The following is a 19,529-nucleotide window of genomic DNA, read 5'->3' as shown; positions in this document are numbered from 1 at the left end:
ATTGAGCGTGCATGGTTCGTTACGCCCTGGCGGCTGAAGATAAGGAAGCGCGTCGCGACGCGATCCTGGCCGCCGCACGCGCGCTGTTCCTGCGCGACCCGGAAAAGTTGCCTTCCGCGGCGGCGATCGCTACCGAGGCGGGTCTGGCCAAGGGGACCGTATATCTCTACTTCGCGACGAAGGAAGAGATCTTCATGGCGCTCCTCCATATCGAGCGCATCGGGATGATGACGCGTATCCGCGAGGCGTTCGCGCCGGACGGTCGCCCGGTGGAACAGAAGATTGCGGACTTCATCGCGGCCTACGTCGCACATGCCGCCGCACAGCCGGAAATCCTCAAGCTGGAATCGTTGGGTTACAGCGTGCTCGAACGCAACATCGAGCAGGAGAGGCTTCGTGCCTATAAGCAGGAACTCGGCTCGGCCCTGGTTGGTGCAGGTGCGGTGGTCGAGGCAGCCCTTGGATTGACGGAAGGCGAGGGCGCGCACGTGCTCGTGCACAGTTACGCGCTTACGCAAGGCCTGTGGCAGGCGCTCGACATCCCGCCCGATTGCCGCGAGATGATGGGCGATGCCGCCGTGGCTTTTACCAGCCTGGACTTTGCCACGGAGCTGAAGGCGTCGCTTGATCGCTACTGGCGCGGGCTGCGAAGCCAGGGTTAGTCCCAGCGATTGGCGTTACCCGGAAAGTCGGGTCTCTGGGGGCGTACGACGCAGAACCTTTGTCCCGTCGGCGCCTGCATCACCACCCAGCGTTCGAGTCGCTCGACGACAGCGGCCCCCAGACTCTCCAGACGCTTTACCTCGGCAGGGATATCGTCGGTTTCGATATCGAGATGCACCCGGCTTCCGTGGCTCACACGCTGGATCTGTACGATGGGCTCCTCGGGTGGCGAGACGAGCATCATGTAATTCTCGCTGGAACCCGCATGATCCGGGTCCGTCGGGCGTCCCAACGCGCTCGACCAGAAACCCGCGGCCTTGCTCACATCGTCGGTATAGCAGTCGATCAACACCGCGCACAGCCTTGAATGGTGCATGCCGATCTCCGGTCAGGGGACAGACCCCGAATATATTCGCTTATCAGCTTGCGGGCAGCATGGCGATGGACCTCATCCATTTCTCCGCCAGTTCCGGCCACGCGCCAATGGGCTGATCCTTCTTGCGCAGCCCGAACGCGTGGCTCCCCGTTGCGTAGAGATGCATCTCCACCGGGACGTCGGCCTGTTTGAGCGCGAGGTAATACGCGACTGAATTTCGTACGTCATCGACAGGATCGTCTTCCGCCTGGACGAGGAAGGTCGGCGGCGTCTTTGTCGTCACATGAAGCGTCGGGTTGAGCACGATGCCCCTTTCTTCCCACAGGCGACCCGGGTAGAGGGCCATGGCGAAGTTCGGCCGGGCGCTCAGTTTGTCTGCAGCATCGACAGGGGAATAGGTGTGCTCGGTCGCAGTGCTGATGTCGGCGACCATGTTGCCGCCGGCCGAGAAGCCGATGACGCCAATCTTGTTCGGATCTATCTTCAGGGTGCTTGCCTGCTGGCGCAAATAGCCGAATGGTTCGCTGGGCGTCCTGCAGCGCCATATGCACTTTCGGTTCGCGGCGGCAGTCACACGAGCCATCCCATTGCGGGCCACTTGTCGGCACGCGGTATTTGAGAAGAACGCAGGTGACGCCCTTGCTGGTCAGCCAGTCGCAGATCTCCGTGCCTTCACCTTCGATGGCCACGACCCGGAATCCTCCGCCCGGAAACACGACGACGGTCGTACCAGTAGGCGCTCCCTTCGGCGGGACGATCGTCATGGTGGGTCGCGTCACGTTCTCGATGATGCCGCCGTCCCTGACCGATTCCGGACCCGTGACTGGCGGGCGCGCTATCGAGTGGCCTTCGGGCCAGAGTGGTATCTGAGCTAGCGGGGCAGGGGGCTGCCAGGTTGCCGGTGCGCTTTGGGCTGCGGGCGCTTCCGAAGGGGACGCGACAGCCGCCACGCTCGCGAAACATAGGGCTGTGACCAGCCCGACGAGATGCCAGGTGAGATGCATGGATTTAATCCCCTCGTGTGAGGGTTTGAGGCTAGCCCCGGGAAGGGGCGATTTTGTGGCTGCGAACTGGCTGGGCGGGGCGAGCTTCAGTGGTTCAATAGCCATCGACCTCGATGGTCATGACTTGAGGATCGTTAGTCTTGGTGGGTTCTTTCAGTTCCACAGAGACGATCTGCCCGCGGTTTTTCGAGCCATAGGTGAATTCGACGTCGATGTGTCCAAGTTGCACGTCGGAGGCGAATCGGGTTCCCGGGGACAGGCACTGGACGACGCGTATGGCGTTCAGTCCGGCGAATTCTATGGAAGTGTTCTTCATGAGCGCAGCGCATGCGGTCCGGGCGGGGTCGTAGCCTCCGTGGTCGCAACTCTTTCCGATCAAGCCGAGATCGGTGTTCTTGGAGTTTGAGAACCAAGAGGTCCGGAACTCGATCTTTCGCTTTTCGTCGGGCTTCACCGAAGCGACAAAAGTCCTCAGCGCTGCGCACAAAGGGTCGGCTTTAGCACGGGTGGCGGATATAGCGGGTATGACGGTGGCGCTGAGTGCCAGGCTCCCCAGCGCGACTCCCGCGCGACGCGCAAACGAAGGTCGGGCGGTCATCCTGGATATCTCCCATGGCTTCCCGCGATGTTACTCGCGCACCGGCGCGCGCTCTACCTGCCCACGTCGGCTAGCATAGTTGCGAATCAGGAATCGCAACCATGCCAATGAACGATGCAGACCTTGAGGCCTGGGCGCTCGCTTATATCGAAGGGGTGCAGGACCCAACTCGTTTCAAGGATGACCACCCGTTGTGGTGGGCCATCGAGCGCCTCCACGATTCGTCTACTGATCCCGAGGACATCTGGCTCGTCATTCTTCGCGTTCTGGCGAAGTCACCGCCTGAAGAAGTTCTCGGCGTGTTGGCGGCGGGTCCACTTGAAGACCTGATTCATTACAAGGGTGACGATTTCATCGACCGGATTGAACTGCTCGGCCGGCGCGATCCGGCGTTTCGCTTACTGCTCCGCGGCGTATGGGAGAGCGGATCGCCAGCGGTTTGGGATAGGGTCGAGCGCGCCTGCGCAACGTAAGTCAGAGCGAGTGGCATCAGACCTGGGAGAGCAAAGCCCGTATCTGTTCATTCGCCATGCCACGCCCCAACTTCCCATCCATGTATCTCCATGTCACGTCGTGGTGCTCCCGATCCAGCGAGTCGATGCAATCCTTCGCGAGGATCACGTCATAGTCCCTCTGGTAAGCATCGACGACGGTGGTACGAACGCACGAGTGCGTGTTCACGCCGGCGACGATCAATCGATCACAGTTTAGCGTCTCCAGGAGTTCGTCCAGCCCGGTTCCGAAAAACGCGCTGTACCGTTTCTTCAGAATGAAATGGTCCGTCGCATCGATATCGAGTTCCGGCAGGAGGTCAGCGCCGGGCGTCCCCTCGATGACGACCTGTTTCTGACCCCTCCGTACCTCCAGTGAGGCATCACTCAGGTCGGCCGCAAATTCCTGCCGGACCCAGACGACGGGGATGGCCGCTTCACGCGCCATGGCGGTGAGGGCATTGGTATGCCCTGCGAGGACTGACCGAAGCAGGGACAGCCGCTGGTGGCCGAAGAAGTCGGCCTGCATATCGATGACAAGGGCAACGGTCGTCACGATCACACCTCTGCGGCGGGTGGGTCCTGGCGACCAATGTACCGCGTCGGCGGGGCAGATTCATGACGATAAGGGTCGGCTGGCTGGGGCTTTCACGTGACCTCTGGGCGGGGCGTGCGCAGATTCTTGCCGACATAATCGAGACGGCGGTTGTCGGTGGCCGTTGACGAACTGGAGAACCCGTTTGCGCACCTGCCTCGCGTTCCTTGGCGCCGCTCTGGCGGCCTATGCGTCCTGCTCGACGGCGACGACGACGCTGATCCGCTACCCGAACGTCTATGGCGATGCCATTGTGTTCGTCGCCAGGGATGCCCTGTGGACCGTGGGGACCCAGGGTGGGGCGGCCACGAAGCTTGTCGACGCGCCCGGGCAGCCGGTCGGCCCTCGCTATTCGCCGGATGGCCGCTGGATTGCATTCACCGCGCGTCAGCGGGGTAACGACGATGTATTCGTGATGCCTGCCAAGGGCGGAGCCGTGCGTCGCCTGACCTGGTCGGCAGACGTGTCGGGGTCGGTTCCGGCGTGGTTAGGTCCAAACAACCGCGTGGTGGCCTGGAGCCCTGACTCAAAACGTATTCTGTTTCTCTCTCGGAAGACGACGATCTCGCGAAGCCAACCACAGCTCTGGCAGGTGCCCGTCGACGGCGGCATGCCGACGCGTGACGCCCTCAATGATGCCGTGAGCATCAGCTACAGTCCGGACGGAGCGGCCGCCGCGATCACGCGAACCTATACCGAATATCGTCCCTGGAAGCGCTACGACGGTGGCCTGGCACCGGATATCTCCGTCTTCAACTTCCACAGCGGCCAGGTCCAGCGCCTGACGGACTGGAAGGGCACGGATGCCTTCCCGATGTGGTCTGGCTCGAACATCTACTTTCTTTCAGATCGTGACCCGTCGCGACATGCGAACCTGTGGGTTATGGATACATCCGGCGGAAACGCACGGGAGCTGACGCATTTCACCGACCAGGACATCGACTTCCCATCTCTGGGCGACGGACGCATCGCGTTCCAGCAAGCGGGCAAGCTTTGGGTCTTTGATGTTGCCGCCGGTGCAGCGCACGAGGTCACGGTTGATGTGCCTGACGACGGCATGGCGACCCGGGCCCAGGCAGTCGATCTGTCGACATCGATCCGTGCTGGTGACGTCACGGGACAGCGGAACTACGCCGTCGCTCCCGATGGCCGTTCGATCGTCTTTTCAGCGCTGGGCGATATCGTACGTGTCGATGCGGCAGGAAAGTCGACGAACCTGACGACGACGGACAGTATCGACGAGGATCACCCGGTCTTTTCACCCGACGGTCGTTCGATCGCTTACGTCACCGACCGCTCCGGCGAGCAGCAGGTCGTCGTTCGCCGGCTGGATGGCACGGCAGAAACGCCACTTACCCGTACGCACTCCGGGTATTACTACATGCCCACCTGGTCGGGCGACGGCCGCTTACTCCTGGTCGCCGATGCGAGCCACGGTCTCTGGTTGCTTCACGCCGATGGTGGCTCCGCCGTGCGCATCGCGTCCGACCCCGCGGCCGAAATCCGTGACGCGGCGTTTTCCGCGGATGGCAAGCAGGTGGCTTACAGCGTGCTCGGTGCCAACGGTCAACACGTGACGCACATCTTCGACGTCGCGACGTCACAGGATCACGTGTTGAGCTCGCCGATGTTCGGCGACTGGCAACCACGTTTCGCCACCGACGGCACGGCGCTGTTCTTTCAATCGAGCCGTCATAGCCAACCGGTAATGTCCGACCGCGAGGTCGACATGGTGGCCGTGCGCTCGGCAGGCATCTATCGGGCGCCGATTCGCGATGGGCAGGTGCGAATGGACGACGCCGAGCCCCTGGACCTGCCGGGCGGGGCCTACGACCTGATCGGGGAACGGGGCGGTGGGTTGTTCGTGGTTGCCAAGCCGACAGCAACGCCAGAGGGTCATCTTGAAGGTGAGGAAGCGCGCTTGATCCGTATCGATCTCGCCACGGGCAGGGCCAGTGATGTGCAGACGGGCGCGGATAGCGTGGACGTCACCAATGACGGCGGGACCGTCGCGTATCTCGAGGGGAAAACGTACCACCTGCTGGATCGACGGTCAGGTCAGGACACCAAAGTCGACCTGACCGGCATGCGCGGCAGCGTCGTCTGGCAGCACGTCTGGAGCGAGATGCTCGAAAACGCCTGGCGGCTGCAGCGCGACATGTATTACAGCCCGACGATGGACGGTGCGGACTGGGCGCGCGTGCGCGTGACGATGAGGAAGATGATGCCGTTGCTCGGGTCCCGCTCCGATTTCAACTACGCGCTTGGGCAACTACAGGGCGAGGTCGGCAGTTCGCACACGTATTACAACGGGGCGAAGGACGCCTCGCCACACGAGGCCGAGGCGCTGCTGGGTGTCGATCTGGCCCTCGATGCGGCTGCCGGGCGCTACCGGATAGCGCGCATCATTCCCGGTGACAACAGTCGGCCGACGCTGCGCAGTCCTCTGAAGGCACCTGGCGTCGACGCGCGCGATGGCGATTACCTGCTGGCGATCAACGGCATCCCGCTGGTTGCTCCGCGGAATCCGGATGAGCTGCTCGCCGGAGTTTCGGGAAACGTCACCCTCAGCCTGGCAGCGAAGGCGACGGATACGCCACGTAACGTTGTCGTCAGTCCGTTGGAGAGCGAACTGGCGTTGCGCCGGTTCGACTTCATGCAACGCAGCCGCGAAGAAGTGGGCCGGCTTAGCGGTGGCCGCATTGGCTACATCTATCTCGCGAACATGGCTGAGCTGGGGACCAGTCAGTTCATCGACCAGTTCTATGCCCAACAGGACAAGGAGGGCCTGATCTTCGACGTGCGCTGGAACTCGGGCGGCTTCACCAGTCAGCTGATGCTGGAGCGCCTGCGTCGACCGCTGGCCGGCATCTTCGTCAATCGACAGATGGCCTGCGAGAGCATGCCCGACGGCCTGCAGATCGGTGCGAAGGCGGTGCTGGTGAACCACTACTCGGCATCGGATGGCGATCAGTTTCCTTACTTCTTCCGCGAGTTTGGCTTAGGCCCGGTCATCGGCACGCGGACGTGGGGTGGCGTGCGCGGCATCCTCGGCGCGTGGCCGCTGATGAATGGCAGCTCGGCCAACGTACCGAAGGATGTGCTGCTGACGCCGCAAGGCCAGCGCATTATCGAGAACGAAGGCACTCACCCTGACATCGAGATCGATAACGATCCGGTGGGGAGCGGCGACGCGCAGTTGGAGCGGGCAGTGAAGGAACTCATGCCGACGTTGCACGCCAATGCGGTGGCTACGTGCAGAAAATCGGGCGCGTGGACACATTGACTGCTGCGTGTTCCCCGGTGCACTCGACTATGTCTTGCTCTCCGGAAACATGCATCCGCCGCTGCGGACGACTGCCTTCACTTCCTCGCCCACCTTGACCGGATTTCGATTCAGCCGGGCAACGAGTTCCTTGCACTTGCGCACGTACGAATCCGAATCGTGCTTTGCGCTCCATAAGACGATGCTGAGCGTGACGGGGATGAGATCCAGCCCTTTCTCGGTCAGCGTGTAGATGTCCTTGCGGCCGTCATCGGGGCTGGGCGTCTTCGAGAGAATGCCTTGCTCCTCAAGAAAGGCGAGGCGCGATGCGAGGACATTGGTGGCGATACCTTCTTCCGATTTCAGGAACTCGCCGTACGTTTTCTTGCCTGCAAAAACGATGTCCCGAATGATCAGGAGCGACCAACGGTCGCCGAAGACCTCCACGCCGTAGTTCACCGCGCAGTGGGACCGGAGGCTTTCTTTGCTCGTCGTCTTCATGACCGAATCTTAACATCACTTGCGTTCAGCAAGTTAAATTTCGTCATGTCACTTGTTTTAAGCAAGTGAATAGGACTAGCATCGTTTGAAGACCTTTCGTCTCTCTGTCTTCAAAAGGATCACCCACATGCACGTTTTGGTTACTGGCGGCACCGGTCATATCGGTTCGTACGTCATCCCCGAGCTCATCGCCGCCGGACACGAGGTCACTGGCCTGGCCCGGTCGGACGAGTCTGCGGCAGCGGTGCTCGCGCTTGGCGCAAAGGTGTATCGCGGGGATATCTCCGATCTCGATACGCTCAAGGCAGCGGCCGTTGCATCCGACGGTGTTATCCACCTTGCGCACAGGCAGGACCTGCTTCCTTCCGGCGGAATCGACGCCGTCGCCGCTGCGGAACTCCAGATCATGCTCGCCTACGGCGAAGCGCTTGCCGGCAGCGGAAAGCCGTTGGTCGCGGCGGGCAGCATCGGTTCACCCGGATGGGAAGGCCTTGGCCGTCCCGCCACGGAAGAAGACCCCGCGCTGCCGGGCGGCGAACAATACAAAGGCACGCTGCGCGTTCGTAACGTCGTGGAACTCGCCGTGATTGGTCTTGCGCAGCGGGGCGTGCGGTCTTCGATCGTGCGGGTTCCTACCATCGCGCACAGTGCGACCGATGCTGCTGGCTTTCTCCCGATACTTATCGGGCTTGCGAAGGAGAAGGGCGTTATCGGCTACCCCGGAAAGGGCGAGAACCTTTGGCCCGCCGTGCATACCCGCGACCTCGCCGTGGTGTTTCGCCTGGCATTGGAGAAAGGAGAGGCCGGCAAATATTGGCACGGCGTCGAGAGCGAGGGCATCCGCTTCCGCGATATCGCCGAAGCGCTTGGTAGCCGGCTGGGATTGCCGGCCGTCAGCATCCCCGCGGATGTCTTGATGCTACCGGGATACTTCGGATTCCTCGCGAATCTGGTCACGCTCGACCTTCCGGCTTCCAACCGCATCACTCGCCAGACGCTCGGCTGGGAGCCCAGGCAACCCGGTCTGCTCGACGACCTGCACAACGGTCATTACTTTCCTGCCGCCTGATTCCCAACCCAAGAGGAACTGCATATGAGCACCATCACCATTATTGGCTCGGGCGGCATGGCCGCTGCGATCGGTGGCCGCACCGCGAAGGCCGGACACGTCGTGGAAGTCGTCAGTCGCGATCAGACCAAAGCGCGGGCACTTGCCGACAAGCTCGCTTCCGGAGCGACCACGGGGACCTACGGCGCAGCGCCGGCAGGCGACATCGTGATCCTCGCGGTGCCGTACACCAGTGCCGCGGCGGTGGTAGCCGATTACGGCAGCGCGCTCAAAGACAAGATCATCATCGACATCACCAACCCGGTCTCGGCCGACGCGACGAGCCTCGTGACACCCGCTGGCAGTTCAGGTGCACAGGAGATCGCCAAGGCCGCTCCTGCCAGCGCACATGTCGTGAAGGCGTTCAATACGTTGTTCGGGCCCGTTCTTGCGAAGCGCGAGCGCCTCGACGCGTTCATTGCAGCTGACGATCAGGATGCGAAGGCACGTGTTTCCGCTTTCATAGCGAGCCTCGGCTTGCGTCCGCTCGATATCGGCGGGCTGCCCATGGCTGCGACACTCGAGGCGATCGGCCTGATGCTTATCGGTTTGGCGAAGAACGGTGCCGGGAGCTTTGACATTGCCTTGAACGTCGATATCGGCTGAATCAGCAGCGCAACGGAGAACCCTTCAATGAACACGAACGACAACGTCCAGGTGGTAAAGGACTTTTTTGCAGCACTCGACCGCGGAGACAAGGAAGGTCTGCTGGCGCTGTCGGCTGAAGACATCGAATGGATCATTCCTGGAGACGGCTGGCCGCTGGCCGGCACACACCGTGGACACGCGGGGTTGGGAGCGTTTCTTCGGAAGGCTTCGGAAACGGTGGAAACATCCTTCCCGGAGCCTCCCGAGTATGTCGCACAGGGAGATCGCGTTCTGGTCGTTGGGTTCGCTACGGGCAAGATCAAAGCCACGAACAAGACGTTCGAGGACGACTGGGTCTTCGCCATCACGGTTCGGGACGGCAAGCTCGCGAAGATCCGGGAGTACATCGACACGCAGGCTCTGGCCCGCGCGTCCGCAACGTAGCGTCGACGCCGGGGTGCGTCGTGACGAGAAGGGAGGCGCGGCGGCTGCCGGGTCATGCGGTCCATGATCCGCCTCGGCACGTCGGGCGACCTGTTGAATCCATTTCGCTGGAGCACGCTGGGTGCGACCTCTAGATTCGCGGCCAGGTAAGCCTCTTCGCGAAAGGAAAACACGCCATGCCCGATCACGCGCCCGAGCTAGCGCTCAAGACGTCGCATCACCCTCTCTTCAAGTGCGCCTTGCTCCTGGGCGTGATCGTCGGGGCGCCCCTGACGGCATCGGCCTCGGAGCTGTCCCGGATCCCGATGACGGCCGACGGATGGAGAGTCGATGGGGATGCGGCCTTCGCGCACGACCCGGTCAAGCAGGACATCGTGGTCGTCACGAAAGGCTATGCGGAGCTGAAGCAGGGCGACTTCGGCAACGGCACCGTCGAGTTCGATATGAAGTTTGTCGGCAGCCGGATCACCGGCATCACATTCCGCCAGCACGGCGAATTGGCGGATGCCGTGTACTTTCGACCCAGCCCCGATTGCGCCACCTCCGACGAATGCATCCAGTACATGCCGACGGCGTACCACGTCTTCGAATGGGATCTGTACGGTCAATACCAGACGCATGCACCCATCAAGCAAGATGACTGGAACCACATCAAGCTGGTTGTTTCGGGTGGGCGAATGAATGTTTTCGTTAACGGGTCGGCGTCGCCCTCCCTGGCGATCGGGGCCCTGGTTGGCGGGTTTCCCGACGGTTCGATAAGGCTGCACGGTCCGGCTTCGTACGCGAACCTGACCATCACTCCGGACAAAACGGAGGGACTGTCCGCCGAGCCTGCAGGCGACCCGGCGAAAGAAGATCGTCGGTATATCAGCCACTGGCTGGCTTCGTCGCCCTTCGTCATGCCCTCCCGCATGGACGCGACGCTTCAGGAAAAAACGGGTGTGGACCCCACTTACGCTTCGGTTCCGGCGGAAGCGGCAACGTGGACGCCGGTCGTGCCGGACCCCGGCGGGCTCATTAATCTGACCCGCTGGTATGGTGCCGCGCAGACAGGCCCGTCGATTACCGGTATCTGGCTGAAGACCACGGTGGAGTCCGATCATGCCCAGACCAAGCATGTCGACATGGGCTGGACGAGGGAGGTATGGGTCTTCGTCAACGGAAAGCGAGTATTTGCGAGCAAGAACCTTTACGGTGTCGATGGGGCGAGCAAGGAGCCCGACGGTCGCCTGTCGCTGACCAACGGCTCGTTCGACCTTCCACTTCGCAAGGGCAGCAACCATATCGTCGTGGCACTGGACGATAATTTTGCTGGCGGTGCGCAGCACTTCGGTTGGGGCATGCTGATGCGCATGCGTGATGCGGATGGCATTGGCGGTATGTGAGGAATCCGGCTTGGCAGGCATGCAAACATCATCGATTCACCCCGGCAGGCCGGTCCGGATCCTGCTGGCCTTCCTTGCCTGGACACTTGTCGGCGTGATCTTCGCGTTGCCACGTTTCTCTCAGGCCGCGCCCTGGACGGTTGTCCTGAGAACCTCGCTTGGGGACTGGTGGTCATGGGGCGTTCTCGTACCGGCCATTATCGCGGTCGACAACCGCCTGCCGATTGCGATGGAGAAGCCGGCACTCCGCTTCGCGGCTCATGCGGTGCTGGACCTGGTCATGACTGTCGCCTACGTTTACGTGGATGCCGTCCTACTCGCGCTGCTTGGCGTTGGACCGTGGTCGGACATCATCGCCACGGGTCCGGTGCGGAGCGTGATCCACGGCGGCTTCTTGTGGAGCGTGCTCGTCTACCTTCTGATCGTTGGCGGGTGGCGGTCGATCCGCTACAGCCGGGAGTATCTTTCCGCCGAACTGCGGCTGGAGCGGCTCGAGCGCAGCTTCTCCGAGGCCCGCCTCAACACGCTTCGCATGCAGCTCGACCCTCACTTCCTCTTCAACGCATTGAACACGATATCCGCGCAGGTGGTCAGTGAGCCGCAGATGGCGCGAAAGATGATCGAGCACCTCGGCGACCTGCTACGCCTTTCCCTCGAGCCGGACAGGCGTATGCAGGTTCGCCTGGCCGACGAAATCGTGATGTTGAGCCACTATGTCGCGATCCAGAAAATCCGGTTCGGCGACAAGCTCGACGTGGTGATCGACGTGCCAGAAAGGGAACGACGCGCCATGGTGCCTAGCCTCATCCTGCAGCCACTGGTCGAAAATGCCGTGCGGCATGGCTTGTCGTCGCGTGTGGAGGGCGGCACCGTGACCGTGACTGCCCGTTCGGCGGGTGACCTTCTGACGATTGTTGTCGAAGATAACGGCGTAGGCTTGCCCGATGAGTGGACGGAACCGCTAGGCGGACTCGGCCTTGCCGTGACTCGGGAGCGCATCGCCATGCTTCACGATGAGCCGGACGCAGGTCTGGAGATAGGTCGTCGCGCTGGTGGTGGTACGTCCGTCAAAGTGACGCTTCCACAGACCAGCGGCAAGGAGTTTGCGTGACATGACGAAGGACCAGTCCCTGTGCGTACTCGTTGTCGACGACGAAAGCCATGCACGCGCAAGGCTGCGGGAAGTGCTCGACCGCGATACCGCGATCACGCGCGTACTCGAGGCAACCGACGGGCTCCAGGCGGTCGACATGATTGAGCGGGAGCATCCGGACCTCGTGCTGCTGGATGTGCAGATGCCTGGCTTGAGCGGTTTGGACGTCATCGAAGCCGTGGGCCCATCACGTATGCCGATCACCGTGTTCGTCACCGCCTTTGACCAGCACGCGGTACGCGCGTTCGAGTTGCACGCGCTCGACTTCGTGCTCAAACCGTATAGCGATGAGCGCTTCGAGGCGTCGCTGGCACGTGCCAAGGGTCGTCTGGATGACCTGAGCCTGCGTGCGTTCGGGCAAAGTCTTGTCGGGATACTGGAAAGGCGCGGGGCAGAGAAAACCTGGCTGGACAAGATCGCCGTCAAGGACCAGGGGCGGACCGAACTCGTGAAGGTGGCGAGCATTGACTGCATCGAGAGCGCTGGTGCGTACGTAGCGTTGCATGTCGGGAAGCAGCAGATCGTGCACCGGGCGGCATTGAGTGAGCTGGTCGACCGGCTGGATCCTAAGCGCTTCGTCCGCGTGCATCGGTCGGCGGTGGTGAACGTGGACAGCATCGTTCATCTGGCGGCGATATCGCACGGTGAGTTTGAAGCAGTGCTTCGTCACGGACAGCGGATCAGGGTAAGCCGTACGTATAAGGCACTTCTGGAGGCTGCGCTGGGGCAGGCGTTGTGATCGGGCGTGCGATCGCGCGTAGGATGGGGTGGCCTCTCTTTCAAAAGTGAAATCAGCCATGGCGTTCCGAGTCTTGATCATCGGTGGCACAGGGCAGGTCGGTGCCGCGGTGGTGCGTGCCCTCGTTGCCGAGCCATCTTGCGTCGAAGTGGTCATGGTCAATCGTCGGGAGGTATCCCCAGTCCCGGGCTCGCGTGTCCGACAGGTGGTTCTGGACACGAAATCGGAAGGCTTTCAATGGGAAGTCGCCCGGCTCGTTCATGACCTGGCTGCGCAAGGCGATCCCGTCTACGCAGCGTCCTGCGTCGGTGTGGGCACAGGCAGTATGAAATGGAGCGAGGAAGAGCTGAAGGCTCTCGAGGTGGGTGTGGTCGGAGGCTTTGCCCGAGGTTGCCATGCCGGAGGGATCACTCACTTCGCCCTGCTTTCAGCCGTCGGGAGCACGCCGAAAAGCCGGTTTCGCTACGTACGCGTTATGGGGCTGAAGGAGGCTGCCGTTGAAGCGGTCGGCTTCAAGCGCCTGGCAATCTTTCGTCCCGGCATTATCGCGGGCAATGTTCACACGCCCGGTTACGTGGCGTGGCTTGGGCGCCTGGTTCCGGGTGGATTCGGCACGGTGGACCAGGACGATATCGGGCGGGCGTTTGTCGCCGAATTCGTGAGCCATTCAAGCGCCAATGGCGTGGTTTACTACGAAAACGGTGCGATGAGGACGATGTCCCGTTCGATGGCCTGAAACGGTCAGTCCACCAGTTCGATGCCCAGCCCATACAGAAGTCCGGATGCCTCGGTCCGCGTGAAGCGTGCGCCCTTGAGCTGGTTCTCGCGGATATCCATGACGTAGTTCGTGGCTTCGCTGAAGTCGGCGCTTTGAAGCTTCGTCCCACCGAACATGCTTTCTGCAAAGTCGGAGTAAGTGAAGTTCGAGCGGGCGAAGTCGCCTTGCCTGAAATCGACGTTACGAACCTTGCACTCTTCGAGCACCAGCTCTTGCAGGTTGAGCCCGAAGAACGACGCGTAGTTCACGATGGACTTGCGAAAAGCGAGCTTCGCCGGCGCCGAGTATCGCGGCCAGTCCGCACGCGTCCAGTCCACACCGATGACCTTGCATTCTTCAAAGGTCACCGACTGGAACTTGCTGGCGTTGAGCTTGACGTTGCTCAGGTCGCACGAGCGGAACGTGCACTCGATGAACTTGCAGTGGTCGAACTGGGCGTCGCTGAAGGAGCAACTCACGAAGGTGCATTCTTCGAAGGTTTTCGAGGCGATCATGCCTTCGGCGTGGTCGAGGCCCTGGAAGGTCTTCAGGTAGAAGTCCTTTTCTTCGCCGATCACGTTGCTCATTCTTGATTCTTCCTCGGCGGGCTCGGGGCCATTGTCCGGACTTAGACCCGAACAAGGAAAGTCCTCCTATCCGAGCGGAACATTTGCCTATACTGGATGTGGAAGGGAAGTGGCGACGACCAAGGGGGGATATGTATTCGTTATTTTTGGCGGTTGTAGGTTTCGGAGCCCCCCAAGGGACATCGACGGACGCTTGCGCCGCGATGGTTCCGGCTGTCTTGGGTCAGGAACTCGCGCAACGCTTTCACGACGCGGGGCTTCCGCTGACGACTGACTCGCCGTCAGCGCGTCGCAAGGTCCCCGGGGAAGGCGGGTCCACCTGTCCGCTGATCGCGAGAGCTGACTTCAACGGCGACGGACGGTCCGATTTTGTGCTTATCCTGCCTAAGAAGGCGGCGCCGGGTTATCGCCTGATTGTGGCGGTGCATTCACCCGGCGGCTTCAAGGTGAATGGGCTTGAGTCGTCGAATGCACCGGTCGTCAATCTATTTGTCGACGTGGCGAAGCCGGGCACCTATTCGCATACAGAGGCCTATGCTTTCAAACCATCGCCAGGTGCGGTGGAAAATATCGCTAGCGATTGCGCAGGATTCTGGTTCGGCGAGTTAGAAGCGGTGGCGGACGTCTATTTCATCAAAAAGGGCCGCTGGCTTCGTGTGCATGCGGTGGATTAGCAAACCGGCAAGATGCTCGAATACGGTTTTACAGAGTGAATGTACGGATGACAAACAGCCTGGCCATCGCACTATTGTTTTCATGCACCTCGTTGGTGACGTATGTTGCGCTAAAGAATTCGCGCACGAAAAGCCAGAACGCGCAGCTGTTCGGGGCGACCGGTGAGCTTAAGTCGCCGAGATGGATTGTTTTGCTTTTCTTCTCAATAGCCTCGTTTGCGACGCTCATGGCTTTCGCGGTCGATCATCACGAAGCGCGAGACCAGACTTGGCCGATGGCACTCTTCGGGCTGCTCGGCACACTTTTCGTCCTGATTCGAAGTTTCTTCGGCGTTCGCCTCGATCAGTCGGGGGTCCGGTTCGGATGGCGATGCCGGCGTTACGTTGCTTACGCGGACATTGCTGACCTTGAAAGGCGTGCAGACCGGAACGACACCGTGCTCACTCTTGTGCTCCGGTCGGGTGTCAGGCATCGCATCGGAAGTGATGTTCCTTGTGGGAAGCCGTTCACGGAGGAGCTGCAACGGCTGTCAGGTTGTTCAGTGACTGACCGGCGACCAGGGCGGCGATCAGCTTAGTCGCCCCAAGGAAGACGCATTCGGTCAGTGGACCGCGGGCATATCGGCAGCGCCCGCCTTATGGTGCGTTCCCAGCTTCCCGACCAGTCCCGCACTGGCCTCATTCATCCCCACCACCTCGACCTGCTTCCCTTCACTGCGGAACTTGAACACCAGCAGCCGGCCATGCTGCCGATGAAGCCGGTCGCTACATTGGCGATGCCCTGGCCCATGCATTCACGATTCTTGTCGCTGCGCACGTTACCGAGCCATTCCTGGCGCAGACGTGAGGATGGTTTCAAGTTTCTTTTCCTTGGAGGGGCGATGCCTGGGCATGCCGGAGCGGACGCGATTGAGCGTCGCTAAGCTCATGATTTTATTGATTCGTTTCGCTCACCACAAGCGGGGCTAGGTAACTCTACGTAGCCCCGGCGCGTAGCCTTGCGCTTTCGAAGGGTTGTTTACGGACGCAATCTCGTCCCGAACGTCCACTGTGGCTGTTCTGGAGATACAGAGATGGCGCGGAAGACTGCGATTGCCTGCTTTGCGGCATTGTGCGGCATGGCCTTACTCGTATTGCCGCGAGAGGGCCGTCCTGCCCCGGTTGGTGAGGGGGCAGCTGACGCGAGTGACATCGAGCGACGCGTGCTGGAAGCACGGGCCGCGGAGGCCGTGATCTGGGGCATGCCCATTGTCAACTACGACCTGATGTATCAGGCGGCGCTTCGCAATAACGCGAAGCCGAACCAGATCGTTTACTGGTCGCGTCCATCGGACTGGAAGAACCAGACGCTGACGCCTAATCCCGACACCATCTACCTGATGCCATTCATCAGCACCAAGGATGTCGGACCGGTGGTCGTCGAGATTCCGCCCGCTGATGGCGGCGTTATCAACGGCAGCATCATGGACTGTTGGCAGACGGCGATCGAGGATGTCGGTCCGGCGGGAGTCGACAAAGGGAAAGGCGGCAAATACCTCGTCCTTCCGCCTGACTACAAAGGCGATATTCCCGAGGGATACATTCCGATGCCTTCGGGGACTAACAGCAACTACGCACTCTTGCGCTCAACGCTGAAAAGCGACAGCGTCGCGGATGTTGCCAGGGCCGTGAAGTATGCGAAGCGGATCAAGATCTATCCGCTCTCGCAGGCGGCACACCCGCCGCCGACTGTCTTCGTCGACCTCAGGAACGACCTTTTCGACGCTTCGATCCCTTACGACCTGCGCTTCTTCCAGTCACTGGATCGCATGGTGCAGAGCGAACCGTGGCTCACCCGCGACAAGGTCATGATCGATCAGCTGAAGAGCCTTGGTATCGAGAAGGGCAAGGCATTCATGCCTGATCAGGCGACGCAGGATGCGATGAAAGGAGGTGTTTCCACCGCGCACGCGTGGCTCGAAGCCCGCTATGAAGCGGATTTCGTGCCACCCTTCTTCGACGGTACGCACTGGGCATTACCGGTCTCGCCTGAGTTCATGACAGGCATCATGACCAACTACATCAGCCCCGACAGCTACTCAGTCGATAGTCGGGGTACGGCATACTCGTGGGCGTTCTTCAGCGCAAAGCATCTGGGGCAGGGGCAGTTCTATCTTCTGGCTATCGAGGACAGCGAGGGGCGCGCCTTGAACGGTGGCGGTAACTACCGGCTTACGGTGCCAGCGAATGTGCCCGTTGCGCAGTATTGGTCCGTTACGGCATACGGCCGCGCCACACATACTCTGATCCGCGAGATGCCGTGGGCTAGTCGATCCTCACTGAACCCGGCACTGAAAAAGAACGCCGACGGCTCAGTGGACCTGTTCTTCGGACCGAAGGCACCGCCAGTCGGCAAATCCAATTGGATTCCGACAGACCCCAAAGGCCAGTTCGAAATCCTGTTCCGTTTCTATGGGCCAGGAAAGCCGCTGATGGAAAAGACCTGGCGCCTGACCGACATCCAGTCGACCTCTCCCTAGGCTCCGCTGGCGCTGCTACCCTTCGGGTTCCAGCACCTTGAGTGGGGATGGTCTGTTGAAAACGATAGGGATGCTTGGCGGCATGTCCGCCGCCTCCACGCAGATTTACTACCGTGAGTTGTGTCGGCTAACGAGCAAGCGTCTCGGGGGCCTTCATTCGCCGGAACTCCTCATTCGGTCCCTCGACTTTGCGGGGATCGAGGCCTTGCAGGCGACGGGCGACTGGGACAAGGCTGGCGACATCCTCAACGCGGAGGCGAAGGCCCTCGAGCGGGGAGGGGCGGCGTTCCTGATCCTCGCGACGAACACGATGCACAAGCTCGCGGGCCCGATGATGCAGGGAGTGTCGATTCCCTTGCTGCACATCGCAGACGCGACGGCAGAGGCGGTACGACGTAAGGGCCTGCGCCGACCCGGGCTGATCGCCACTGCGTTCACCATGGAACAGTCGTTCTATCTGGACCGCCTGGCCGCGTCGGGCCTCGACCCCATCGTTCCTGATGCCGACGACCGCGCGGAGGGGCATCGGATCATCTACGAGGAGCTCTGCCGCGGCGTGACGACGCCGGAGAGCGAAGCACGGTACATCGCTATCGCGTCCCGGCTCGTTGAGCGCGGTGCGGATTCGGTGATCCTTGGCTGCACCGAGGTAGGTATGCTTCTCAACCAGGGGAACGTATCCGTCCCCGTCTTCGACACGACACTGATTCATTGCGAAGCTGCGCTGGATTTCGCTGGAGTGGGCCATGACTAAAGTAAAAGTTGCCGGGTTCGGCGTGTCGCTTGATGGCTTCGCCGCGGGCATCGATCAGCGTCTGGATCAGCCGCTTGGCTTGCGCGGGCCGGAGCTCTTCCAGTGGTTTTTCCCGACGCTGACGTTTCGTCAGATGCAGGGGAAGAACGATGGTGAGACCGGCCCCGATGACGATTTCGCAAGGCGCGCGATGGCCGGCTTCGGTGCCTTCATCCTCGGTCGCAACATGTTCGGGCCCATCCGTGGCGAGTGGCCGGACGATGAGTGGAAGGGCTGGTGGGGCGACAACCCGCCGTATCACGCGCCGACCTTCATCCTGACGCATTACCCGCGATCTTCCATCGAGATGGAGGGTGGGACGACGTTTCACTTCGTTACCGAAGGCATCGAGGTCGCCTTACAGAAGGCACGCGAGGCTGCTGGCGGAAAGGACATCAAGATTGGTGGCGGCACCGAGACAGTGAGACAGTACATCCAGGCCGGCCACGTGGATGAGATTCATCTGGCGATTGCGCCCGTTGTTCTGGGGCAGGGGGAGGCGCTCTTCAGTGGGCTTGATCTGCATGCCATGGGATATCGGACGGTTGAGCATGTGCCGACGGAGCGGGCGACGCATATCGTGCTCGCGAAAACTGGTTAGGGTCACCGGCCGGACCAGGAATGACATCCCGAGCCACGTAGAAGCGCGCAGACGCTACCCGTCAGCAGCATAAGTGCCGAAAGTGCTCATGGTTTGCATCCGTGACTGGCGGCGTGTGCGTTCCAACCATGACGATGGGTTTCGAGTCGGATGGTTCTTTCATGGCGGAGTGCTTGCGGAAGGCCCGGACTTCGGAAGCAGGGTAACGTGCACATCCTCGCGCTCGTTCCCCTCTGCCTGACAGGTTGAGTCGTCGGTGTTGTAGATGACCTTTGGCGCAGTAATTGTCATGGAGCCAGCTTTGACAACCTGCGCGCTGCCGGTCAATACCGCGCGCCCGGTTGTCAGGTCGTAGTCGACACGATCTGCGTCCGCCTTGAGCAACTGGCCCTTCTCGTCCTGTTGCTCGATGTGCGCTTTCCTGCCTAGAACCACTACTCGCGCGATGCGGGAATCAGGCCCCGCATACAACTCCGCGGTGTCGCCGGTGACCAGGATCGTGCCCTGCACAATTTTGACTTGCCCGCTAACGATCGATTTAGTGTTGGGACCCTGAAACATTGAGGTGGATGAACCGTCGACTTGAAGCGGTTGTGAGCGGTCGCTCGACTTCGCCGATGCGATCGCAGGAACAACGCCTATGCAACAGGTCGTGAGGACGAGTCTAAGTGTTGAGTTCAAGAGACAC

The 19,529-nt window shown here is 61.2% G+C and carries 22 protein-coding genes and 1 pseudogene; 14 read left to right on the top strand and 9 right to left on the bottom strand.

Going from position 1 to position 19,529, the window contains the following annotated elements; all coding sequences use genetic code 11:
* The first annotated feature begins 11 nt into the window (after nucleotides 1–11).
* Nucleotides 12–662 carry a TetR family transcriptional regulator gene (locus ACVWWJ_RS15880; RefSeq protein ID WP_456968648.1) on the top strand — a complete coding sequence of 217 codons (651 nt, stop codon included), beginning with the start codon at nucleotides 12–14 and terminating at the stop codon, nucleotides 660–662.
* Here ACVWWJ_RS15880 and ACVWWJ_RS15875 read toward each other — a convergent pair.
* The 3 genes and pseudogenes from ACVWWJ_RS15875 to ACVWWJ_RS15865 form a co-directional block, all read right to left on the bottom strand.
* Nucleotides 659–1,039: a VOC family protein gene (locus tag ACVWWJ_RS15875; RefSeq protein WP_456968647.1), complete on the bottom strand. Its 381-nt coding sequence runs from the start codon at nucleotides 1,037–1,039 to the stop codon at nucleotides 659–661. The genes ACVWWJ_RS15880 and ACVWWJ_RS15875 overlap by 4 nt on opposite strands.
* Before the next feature lie 43 nt (nucleotides 1,040–1,082).
* Nucleotides 1,083–2,043: pseudogene (locus ACVWWJ_RS15870) on the bottom strand (alpha/beta hydrolase).
* A gap of 94 nt (nucleotides 2,044–2,137) precedes the next feature.
* Nucleotides 2,138–2,641, bottom strand: a complete 504-nt coding sequence (locus ACVWWJ_RS15865) for a hypothetical protein (protein ID WP_456968646.1) — start codon at nucleotides 2,639–2,641, stop codon at nucleotides 2,138–2,140.
* Between the two features lie 101 nt (nucleotides 2,642–2,742).
* Here ACVWWJ_RS15865 and ACVWWJ_RS15860 point away from each other — a divergent pair, with 101 nt between their 5' ends.
* Nucleotides 2,743–3,114 (top strand): DUF6869 domain-containing protein, encoded by a 372-nt coding sequence (locus ACVWWJ_RS15860; protein WP_456968645.1) that lies wholly within the window; start codon nucleotides 2,743–2,745, stop codon nucleotides 3,112–3,114.
* A 16-nt stretch (nucleotides 3,115–3,130) separates the two neighbouring features.
* Here the strand turns inward: ACVWWJ_RS15860 and ACVWWJ_RS15855 are convergent, their stop codons facing one another.
* Nucleotides 3,131–3,688: a cysteine hydrolase family protein gene (locus tag ACVWWJ_RS15855; protein WP_456968644.1), complete on the bottom strand. Its 558-nt coding sequence runs from the start codon at nucleotides 3,686–3,688 to the stop codon at nucleotides 3,131–3,133.
* 184 nt (nucleotides 3,689–3,872) lie between these two features.
* On the opposite strand from ACVWWJ_RS15855, the gene ACVWWJ_RS15850 reads away from it, so the two are divergent.
* Complete coding sequence (locus ACVWWJ_RS15850; protein ID WP_456968643.1) at nucleotides 3,873–7,013, top strand: S41 family peptidase; 3,141 nt, start codon at nucleotides 3,873–3,875, stop codon at nucleotides 7,011–7,013.
* Between the two features lie 27 nt (nucleotides 7,014–7,040).
* Here the strand turns inward: ACVWWJ_RS15850 and ACVWWJ_RS15845 are convergent, their stop codons facing one another.
* On the bottom strand, nucleotides 7,041–7,493 hold the full coding sequence (locus tag ACVWWJ_RS15845; RefSeq protein WP_456968642.1) for a winged helix-turn-helix transcriptional regulator: 453 nt from the start codon (nucleotides 7,491–7,493) through the stop codon (nucleotides 7,041–7,043).
* Between the two features lie 127 nt (nucleotides 7,494–7,620).
* On the opposite strand from ACVWWJ_RS15845, the gene ACVWWJ_RS15840 reads away from it, so the two are divergent.
* From ACVWWJ_RS15840 to ACVWWJ_RS15810, 7 genes are all read left to right on the top strand, one after another.
* Nucleotides 7,621–8,562 (top strand): SDR family oxidoreductase, encoded by a 942-nt coding sequence (locus tag ACVWWJ_RS15840; RefSeq protein ID WP_456968641.1) that lies wholly within the window; start codon nucleotides 7,621–7,623, stop codon nucleotides 8,560–8,562.
* Nucleotides 8,563–8,586: 24 nt separating this feature from the next.
* Nucleotides 8,587–9,207, top strand: coding sequence for an NADPH-dependent F420 reductase (locus ACVWWJ_RS15835; RefSeq protein ID WP_456968640.1), 621 nt, complete (start codon nucleotides 8,587–8,589; stop codon nucleotides 9,205–9,207).
* Nucleotides 9,208–9,234: 27 nt separating this feature from the next.
* The gene (locus ACVWWJ_RS15830) at nucleotides 9,235–9,633 is read left to right on the top strand and encodes a nuclear transport factor 2 family protein (protein WP_456968638.1); all 399 of its coding nucleotides are present in this window, start codon (nucleotides 9,235–9,237) and stop codon (nucleotides 9,631–9,633) included.
* A 176-nt stretch (nucleotides 9,634–9,809) separates the two neighbouring features.
* Nucleotides 9,810–11,018 carry a family 16 glycoside hydrolase gene (locus tag ACVWWJ_RS15825; protein ID WP_456968637.1) on the top strand — a complete coding sequence of 403 codons (1,209 nt, stop codon included), beginning with the start codon at nucleotides 9,810–9,812 and terminating at the stop codon, nucleotides 11,016–11,018.
* A gap of 19 nt (nucleotides 11,019–11,037) precedes the next feature.
* Nucleotides 11,038–12,129 (top strand): sensor histidine kinase, encoded by a 1,092-nt coding sequence (locus ACVWWJ_RS15820; protein WP_456968636.1) that lies wholly within the window; start codon nucleotides 11,038–11,040, stop codon nucleotides 12,127–12,129.
* Between the two features lies 1 nt (nucleotide 12,130).
* On the top strand, nucleotides 12,131–12,910 hold the full coding sequence (locus ACVWWJ_RS15815) for a LytR/AlgR family response regulator transcription factor (RefSeq protein ID WP_456968635.1): 780 nt from the start codon (nucleotides 12,131–12,133) through the stop codon (nucleotides 12,908–12,910).
* 58 nt (nucleotides 12,911–12,968) lie between these two features.
* Nucleotides 12,969–13,646, top strand: a complete 678-nt coding sequence (locus tag ACVWWJ_RS15810) for a hypothetical protein (RefSeq protein WP_456968634.1) — start codon at nucleotides 12,969–12,971, stop codon at nucleotides 13,644–13,646.
* 5 nt (nucleotides 13,647–13,651) lie between these two features.
* Here the strand turns inward: ACVWWJ_RS15810 and ACVWWJ_RS15805 are convergent, their stop codons facing one another.
* Nucleotides 13,652–14,254, bottom strand: coding sequence for a pentapeptide repeat-containing protein (locus ACVWWJ_RS15805; RefSeq protein WP_456968633.1), 603 nt, complete (start codon nucleotides 14,252–14,254; stop codon nucleotides 13,652–13,654).
* A 218-nt stretch (nucleotides 14,255–14,472) separates the two neighbouring features.
* On the opposite strand from ACVWWJ_RS15805, the gene ACVWWJ_RS15800 reads away from it, so the two are divergent.
* Nucleotides 14,473–14,928 carry a hypothetical protein gene (locus tag ACVWWJ_RS15800; RefSeq protein ID WP_456968632.1) on the top strand — a complete coding sequence of 152 codons (456 nt, stop codon included), beginning with the start codon at nucleotides 14,473–14,475 and terminating at the stop codon, nucleotides 14,926–14,928.
* A 28-nt stretch (nucleotides 14,929–14,956) separates the two neighbouring features.
* Here ACVWWJ_RS15800 and ACVWWJ_RS15795 read toward each other — a convergent pair whose 3' ends face one another.
* Nucleotides 14,957–15,157, bottom strand: a complete 201-nt coding sequence (locus tag ACVWWJ_RS15795; RefSeq protein WP_456968631.1) for a hypothetical protein — start codon at nucleotides 15,155–15,157, stop codon at nucleotides 14,957–14,959.
* A gap of 453 nt (nucleotides 15,158–15,610) precedes the next feature.
* Nucleotides 15,611–15,787: a hypothetical protein gene (locus tag ACVWWJ_RS15790; protein ID WP_456968630.1), complete on the bottom strand. Its 177-nt coding sequence runs from the start codon at nucleotides 15,785–15,787 to the stop codon at nucleotides 15,611–15,613.
* A gap of 214 nt (nucleotides 15,788–16,001) precedes the next feature.
* On the opposite strand from ACVWWJ_RS15790, the gene ACVWWJ_RS15785 reads away from it, so the two are divergent.
* The 3 genes from ACVWWJ_RS15785 to ACVWWJ_RS15775 all read left to right on the top strand — a co-directional run bounded on the left by ACVWWJ_RS15785 (nucleotide 16,002) and on the right by ACVWWJ_RS15775 (nucleotide 18,841).
* Nucleotides 16,002–17,447 carry a DUF1254 domain-containing protein gene (locus ACVWWJ_RS15785; RefSeq protein ID WP_456968629.1) on the top strand — a complete coding sequence of 482 codons (1,446 nt, stop codon included), beginning with the start codon at nucleotides 16,002–16,004 and terminating at the stop codon, nucleotides 17,445–17,447.
* A 70-nt stretch (nucleotides 17,448–17,517) separates the two neighbouring features.
* Nucleotides 17,518–18,201: an aspartate/glutamate racemase family protein gene (locus ACVWWJ_RS15780; protein WP_456969723.1), complete on the top strand. Its 684-nt coding sequence runs from the start codon at nucleotides 17,518–17,520 to the stop codon at nucleotides 18,199–18,201.
* Nucleotides 18,194–18,841, top strand: a complete 648-nt coding sequence (locus ACVWWJ_RS15775) for a dihydrofolate reductase family protein (RefSeq protein ID WP_456968628.1) — start codon at nucleotides 18,194–18,196, stop codon at nucleotides 18,839–18,841. The genes ACVWWJ_RS15780 and ACVWWJ_RS15775 overlap by 8 nt, the downstream gene beginning before the upstream one ends.
* Nucleotides 18,842–19,000: 159 nt before the next feature.
* Here ACVWWJ_RS15775 and lptA read toward each other — a convergent pair whose 3' ends face one another.
* Nucleotides 19,001–19,522: a lipopolysaccharide transport periplasmic protein LptA gene (lptA, locus tag ACVWWJ_RS15770; RefSeq protein ID WP_456968627.1), complete on the bottom strand. Its 522-nt coding sequence runs from the start codon at nucleotides 19,520–19,522 to the stop codon at nucleotides 19,001–19,003.
* Nucleotides 19,523–19,529 lie beyond the last annotated feature (7 nt).

The organism is Luteibacter sp. HA06, from assembly GCF_054061215.1.
Note: the sequence above shows the minus strand (reverse complement) of the source record. Positions and strands in the feature narration are given on the sequence as shown.

Bases quoted from the DNA above. Each gene is read 5' to 3' on its own strand.
- ACVWWJ_RS15880 (WP_456968648.1), top strand. From the start codon at position 12: ATGGTTCGTTACGCCCTGGCGGCTGAAGATAAGGAAGCGCGTCGCGAC.
- ACVWWJ_RS15875 (WP_456968647.1), bottom strand. From the start codon at position 1,039: ATGCACCATTCAAGGCTGTGCGCGGTGTTGATCGACTGCTATACCGAC.
- ACVWWJ_RS15865 (WP_456968646.1), bottom strand. From the start codon at position 2,641: ATGACCGCCCGACCTTCGTTTGCGCGTCGCGCGGGAGTCGCGCTGGGG.
- ACVWWJ_RS15860 (WP_456968645.1), top strand. From the start codon at position 2,743: ATGCCAATGAACGATGCAGACCTTGAGGCCTGGGCGCTCGCTTATATC.
- ACVWWJ_RS15845 (WP_456968642.1), bottom strand. From the start codon at position 7,493: ATGAAGACGACGAGCAAAGAAAGCCTCCGGTCCCACTGCGCGGTGAAC.
- ACVWWJ_RS15840 (WP_456968641.1), top strand. From the start codon at position 7,621: ATGCACGTTTTGGTTACTGGCGGCACCGGTCATATCGGTTCGTACGTC.
- ACVWWJ_RS15835 (WP_456968640.1), top strand. From the start codon at position 8,587: ATGAGCACCATCACCATTATTGGCTCGGGCGGCATGGCCGCTGCGATC.
- ACVWWJ_RS15830 (WP_456968638.1), top strand. From the start codon at position 9,235: ATGAACACGAACGACAACGTCCAGGTGGTAAAGGACTTTTTTGCAGCA.
- ACVWWJ_RS15825 (WP_456968637.1), top strand. From the start codon at position 9,810: ATGCCCGATCACGCGCCCGAGCTAGCGCTCAAGACGTCGCATCACCCT.
- ACVWWJ_RS15820 (WP_456968636.1), top strand. From the start codon at position 11,038: ATGCAAACATCATCGATTCACCCCGGCAGGCCGGTCCGGATCCTGCTG.
- ACVWWJ_RS15815 (WP_456968635.1), top strand. From the start codon at position 12,131: ATGACGAAGGACCAGTCCCTGTGCGTACTCGTTGTCGACGACGAAAGC.
- ACVWWJ_RS15810 (WP_456968634.1), top strand. From the start codon at position 12,969: ATGGCGTTCCGAGTCTTGATCATCGGTGGCACAGGGCAGGTCGGTGCC.
- ACVWWJ_RS15805 (WP_456968633.1), bottom strand. From the start codon at position 14,254: ATGAGCAACGTGATCGGCGAAGAAAAGGACTTCTACCTGAAGACCTTC.
- ACVWWJ_RS15795 (WP_456968631.1), bottom strand. From the start codon at position 15,157: ATGAGCGTCGCAAACGAGGCTATTGAGAAGAAAAGCAAAACAATCCAT.
- ACVWWJ_RS15785 (WP_456968629.1), top strand. From the start codon at position 16,002: ATGGCGCGGAAGACTGCGATTGCCTGCTTTGCGGCATTGTGCGGCATG.
- ACVWWJ_RS15780 (WP_456969723.1), top strand. From the start codon at position 17,518: ATGCTTGGCGGCATGTCCGCCGCCTCCACGCAGATTTACTACCGTGAG.
- ACVWWJ_RS15775 (WP_456968628.1), top strand. From the start codon at position 18,194: ATGACTAAAGTAAAAGTTGCCGGGTTCGGCGTGTCGCTTGATGGCTTC.